Raw genomic sequence first — 4,915 nt, 5'->3', positions numbered from 1 at the left:
TAAAGTATATTATTTAATTGCCATTTTTTAGCACAGCAGCAGTAACCATGAGTTGACCAACATGACGCATGGTATGTTCTGCACCATGAACCAATAAGCCTATTACAGTAGAAGGAAGGCCGGCACGACCTATTCCACGATATTCAGTTAAAGTAGCTTCTTCTGTAACTTTAAGTTGCTTCAATGCTTGGTCCACCTGCTTATCAAACCTGTTAACCAAATCTTTAACTACATAACTCTGAACTGAATCTTTACCTTCTTCATATAGCTGCGAAAATTGAAATTCTGAAAGACCTTCCCCTTTAGCATAGGTAAACACCCTATCGAGCACACCACTTAAATGCTGTAAATGAAAGCCAACTGATGCCATTCCTGCTGGACGAGCCCAAAGCAGTTCAACAGGAAAATCAGTCATAAATACGTTAATCTCTTCTCTTGCCTGGAGTAGCGCATGTGCTACAGGTTGTAAAAGGGGATTAATATCAGGCAACGGTCCTCTTTGCCAAACTTCTAAATTTTGTGACATATACCAATTCGTTATCTCTAAAACTATGAGGATCTTCTAAATGCAACATTTATAACCACAAACGATTAATAAAGGTATTGCAAATCCTGAAACAATAATCATTACAATGCAATCTAAAAATCCTATTATCATAAGGAGTAGATGCATCAATATTTTATTCAATCGTTAACCTCTTTGTCTCCGTTGTATGAGCACTAAAATATCCTAATGCATTATTGCTGATATTTGAAGGAGGATTCCCAGGAGTTACACCACCGCCCGGACCATTTTGTGTTTGCTGACTTAGCGTAAACCAATAGGTGAACACATTTTTATCAATACTTTGCATTTCGATCTCTACTTCATCACCAGTCTTTAACTTCTCATTATCACTAAAGTAGAACAGCACACTTGAAACATCATTTCCGTTGGTTAAACGATCGTTGTCAACAAAAATACTCTTGGCCTGTACACCATTAATTTTCATTATATACAGATACTGATTAACTTGATCTTCAGGATCTTTGAAATGTATCCGTACTTGTTTATTCTCATCGCCTCCAAAGGTAATTATATCCAGACTGAGCGAATCAAGAGGTACAGGTTTAGGCATAGTGGACATCGCCGTGTAAGTAACATCATTCACACTTACATGAAGGGTATAGGTACGTCCAGGCTGGCCTAATCCTACACTAAAATCGCGCTGTTTGAAGCTAGAACCAAAAGTATAGATGCCTGGTTGTGTTTCAAAAAAGGTCCACGACCCGCCTGTGTCATCTGTAACCCTAACCTCTGCGCCTGTTACAGCAGGATATACATTGCTGTCGGTATAAGGAACAGACTGGCTGATCTTGATCGTTTGCACTGCATCATTAGTAACATTGGCTTCAATAACCACCTGATTAGCAGACGAATCAAGTTTAACATCGATTACCTTCTCACAGGAAGAAAAACTTATAACTGCTGCGAGTAAAAAAAAGGAATATATATGTTGTGTTCTCATGAATTAAAATTTAAAGTTCCAGGTAACTGAAGGTATAATACCGAATAGAGATACTTGTACAGCCTCGGTTCGGCTAGGATCATTCTCCTTATCCCGAAATTGTATTGCATAAGGATTTTTGCGGTTTAAGGCGTTATATACACCGAAATTCCAACTTGAACTAAACTTCTTTGTTTCTTTTCCCTTCAACGTAGCACTAATATCCAGTCTGCTCGTATAAGGCATCCGGTTAGCATTACGCTCGGTATAATAATAAGTAGTCAAGCCTCCAACGTTATATTTTCCCGATGGAAAAGTTACTGCATTACCTGTACTATAGATGTAATTAGCCGAAAGGGACCAGCGGCTGCTCAAATCATACATCCCCACCAGGGAAAGGTCATGTGTACGATCCTGTTTAGCAGGGAAGTAGTTGCCTTTATTAATCTCATCAAATTGGCGTTCAGTTTTTGCTAAAGTATAGCTGATCCATCCGGTTAGTTTTCCCTTTGTTTTCTTTGCGTATAACTCCAACCCGTATGCTCTTCCTTTACCATAAACTAATTCAGACTCCACATTTGCATTTGCTGTCAGTTCAGCACCGTCCTTATAATCAATCTGATTTTGCAACCATTTATAATACACTTCAGCAGAAAACTCAAAAGAGTTATCACTCGAATTTTTGAAGTAACCTAAAGCAACCTGATCTGCAATTTCAGGAGCTATATTATTGCTGCTCATAACATATTGATCTGTTGGAGAACTGGTGTTAGCATTAGTCAGAATATGAATATTCTGTGTATTCCGGTTATAGGAAGCTTTAACAGAATTTTCTTTATTTATACTATAACTTGCCGAGAAGCGTGGTTCCGGATAAACAAAAGTTTTAACAAATTCTCCTTTTCCATAGGTTGTAGAAGTTTCAATATCACCACCAGCGCTGTACGTATTTATCGTTCCCGGACCTAACAATGAAAATGAACTTACCCGAAGACCATATAACAAATTAAACTGGTCACTGACCTTCCACTCATCCGAAACATAACCGGCAAGCTCAACACCATAACGGTTTTCTACCGAACTGGGATTAAAGCTTGAATTGCCTGATGTAGTGATATCAGATGGCGCAATACGATGATGAGTGGCCTGCAGCCCGAAACGGATAATGTGTTTATTACTAAAATACTGCAGGTCCTCTTTAAAATTATAGTCCCGGATCAACGCAGATACCCGAGCATTGTTATCTTCATCCAGCAGTTCAATCGTATAATTATATTTGTTATAAATGAAAGAGGTATTCGAAAACAGCCGGCTGTTAAACACATGGTTCAGTCGAACAGTAGCGGTTGTGTTGCCCCAATCATTTGCAAACAGATCGCGGATACCAATATTATCCTTTCCAAAGTAACCCGATAAATACACGGTGTTCTTATCATTAAACTTATAATTTGCTTTGGCATTAATATCATAAAAATTGAGCGTAGTAGTATTGAGTGCCGAATCTCCGGAGGCCTTAAGCAACACATCAATGTAGGTACGACGGCCGCTGATCATGAAAGAACCTTTATCTTTTACTATTGGACCTTCTACCTTTAAACGCGAAGCAATCAAACCTATTCCGCCTTCTACACCAAACTCTTTGTTATTGCCATCCTGCATCTTCACATCCAGCACTGAAGATAAACGACCGCCATATTGCGCAGGCATTCCGCCCTTATAAAGACTCACATCCTTGATAGCATCTGAATTAAAGGTAGAAAAGAAGCTCAATAGGTGAGAGGAGTTGTATACCGTTGCCTCATCCAGTAAAATTAAGTTCTGATCTGCAGCACCACCCCTAACAAAGAACCCGGTATTTCCTTCACCGCCAGACTTCACGCCAGGCAGCAACTGAATGGTTTTCAATATATCCTTCTCCCCAAATAATACAGGCACATTATCAAGAGTCTTCATATCGAGTTTATCTAGTCCCATTTGCGGACTGCGTACATTCTCATCTTTTCGATCGCGTGAAGAAATGACCACTTCATCCAATACCGCTTTATTGGTTTTAAGTTCAATATTGAGTTTAAGAGATGAATTAAGCACAATCTTTTGACTGAACGTTTGGTAACCTAAATATGTCACACTAACCATGTATTCTCCTTTATTTCCAGAAAGCGAGTAAAATCCGTAGGCATTACTTGATGTACTGGGTGACTGGGAACCTCCCTGAAGCCTTGCCGTAGCTCCAATCAATGTTTCGCCCGTTTCAGCATCTCTTATAGTTCCGCTAACAGTAAATCGCTGTTGAGCAAAGACCTGTGAAACCAGAGTAAAAATGAAAATTAAAAAGAGGTAAGTCTTTTGTATCATGAATAAATATATTTTTTGTTGGGTAAGCCCGGTATGAAATTCAGGCATAGGATAAAGGAAGCGTTAAAAAGGGTAACTGTAAACATAAGTTATCACTTCTGTGTAGCTAATATATTTCAAAAGACCATAGATTCTTATAATTAAATTTCAGAAAGCTTAAAGTGTCAATATCCAGTTAAGACGTTTAAAAGTGGGAAAAGTTACTTACTATAAATTTAAAACCTATTTCGATTTGATCTGGCCATTCTTGTTGATGTATACTATGAGTTTCTCTATGCACATGAATTTTTAAAATCGATCAAACAAGCCTTAAAACCAAACGGTAAGCTACTTTGATAGCTTAAGGTGAGTTTCTGATTTGCATGAATAAACCCACGTTAATCGACGTATAAATTATAAAATAAATTTGTATAAGCTATTGCTAATGAGTAGAATTGTTACATGAAAAAAACAATTATCCTAAGCGTTATCGCATCATCATTGCTTTTATTTGGCTGTAAGTCTAAAGATAAAGGAGCAGCGTCATCAGATTCGACAGCAAACAGCACATCTGCGGAACCAACCACAACAAGCGGGGAAACTACATCTCCCGCAAATGAACCCAAAACTTATACCTTGACCTTCAGTCCCGATTCAGCTACTTTGGGTAAGAGTAAAGAAGCCAGCATTAAGCTATTGCCAGGCACTGCTACTGAGCTCGCTAATCCAGATGGTACTTCTCAGGGTACAGAAGTTACTTTCAAGTTGACCCTTACCAGCAAAATTCCAATAGGCGGTAATGCGATTGGTATTTCTCCTTCAGATTTCCGCTTGATGTTGGATAATAATACTTCCATATCACAAACTAATGGTGGATACTTTTCTACACAACCTGAATCAACAAGCGAATCTGAGACTATTACTTACCGTATACCTGCAGGTGCAAAGCCGAAAGCACTTAACTTATTCTATGATGAAACTCGTGCATCTGTACAGGTTGCATTAAAATAAAAATGAATCGTAAATTTTAACTTTACGGATCAACTGACCGTAAAATATGAGTATCTCCAACTCTCCGCATAAAACAATAAAGC

At 38.4% G+C, this 4,915-nt stretch carries 4 protein-coding genes; 1 reads left to right on the top strand and 3 read right to left on the bottom strand.

Annotated elements, in window-relative coordinates:
- Positions 1–13: 13 nt before the first annotated feature.
- The 3 genes from ADIARSV_RS08140 to ADIARSV_RS08130 all read right to left on the bottom strand — a co-directional run bounded on the left by ADIARSV_RS08140 (position 14) and on the right by ADIARSV_RS08130 (position 3,842).
- Positions 14–526, bottom strand: coding sequence for a DinB family protein (locus tag ADIARSV_RS08140; RefSeq protein ID WP_016194980.1), 513 nt, complete (start codon positions 524–526; stop codon positions 14–16).
- Positions 527–680: 154 nt separating this feature from the next.
- Entirely contained in the window at positions 681–1,508 is an 828-nt protein-coding gene (locus ADIARSV_RS08135) for a DUF4249 domain-containing protein (protein WP_016194979.1), read from the bottom strand.
- Between the two features lie 3 nt (positions 1,509–1,511).
- Positions 1,512–3,842 carry a TonB-dependent receptor gene (locus tag ADIARSV_RS08130; RefSeq protein ID WP_040299520.1) on the bottom strand — a complete coding sequence of 777 codons (2,331 nt, stop codon included), beginning with the start codon at positions 3,840–3,842 and terminating at the stop codon, positions 1,512–1,514.
- Between the two features lie 441 nt (positions 3,843–4,283).
- On the opposite strand from ADIARSV_RS08130, the gene ADIARSV_RS08125 reads away from it, so the two are divergent.
- Positions 4,284–4,832, top strand: coding sequence for a hypothetical protein (locus ADIARSV_RS08125; protein WP_016194977.1), 549 nt, complete (start codon positions 4,284–4,286; stop codon positions 4,830–4,832).
- The last annotated feature ends 83 nt before the right edge of the window (positions 4,833–4,915 follow it).

It is taken from the genome of Arcticibacter svalbardensis MN12-7 (assembly GCF_000403135.1).
Taxonomy (GTDB): Bacteria; Bacteroidota; Bacteroidia; order Sphingobacteriales; family Sphingobacteriaceae; genus Arcticibacter; species Arcticibacter svalbardensis.
The sequence above is the reverse complement of the archived record's forward strand: the minus strand, read 5'-3'. Positions and strand labels throughout refer to the sequence as shown.

Excerpts from the sequence above, each read along its gene's own strand:
- ADIARSV_RS08130 (WP_040299520.1), bottom strand. The coding sequence starts at position 3,842 with ATGATACAAAAGACTTACCTCTTTTTAATTTTCATTTTTACTCTGGTT.
- ADIARSV_RS08135 (WP_016194979.1), bottom strand. The coding sequence starts at position 1,508 with ATGAGAACACAACATATATATTCCTTTTTTTTACTCGCAGCAGTTATA.
- ADIARSV_RS08140 (WP_016194980.1), bottom strand. The coding sequence starts at position 526 with ATGTCACAAAATTTAGAAGTTTGGCAAAGAGGACCGTTGCCTGATATT.
- ADIARSV_RS08125 (WP_016194977.1), top strand. The coding sequence starts at position 4,284 with ATGAAAAAAACAATTATCCTAAGCGTTATCGCATCATCATTGCTTTTA.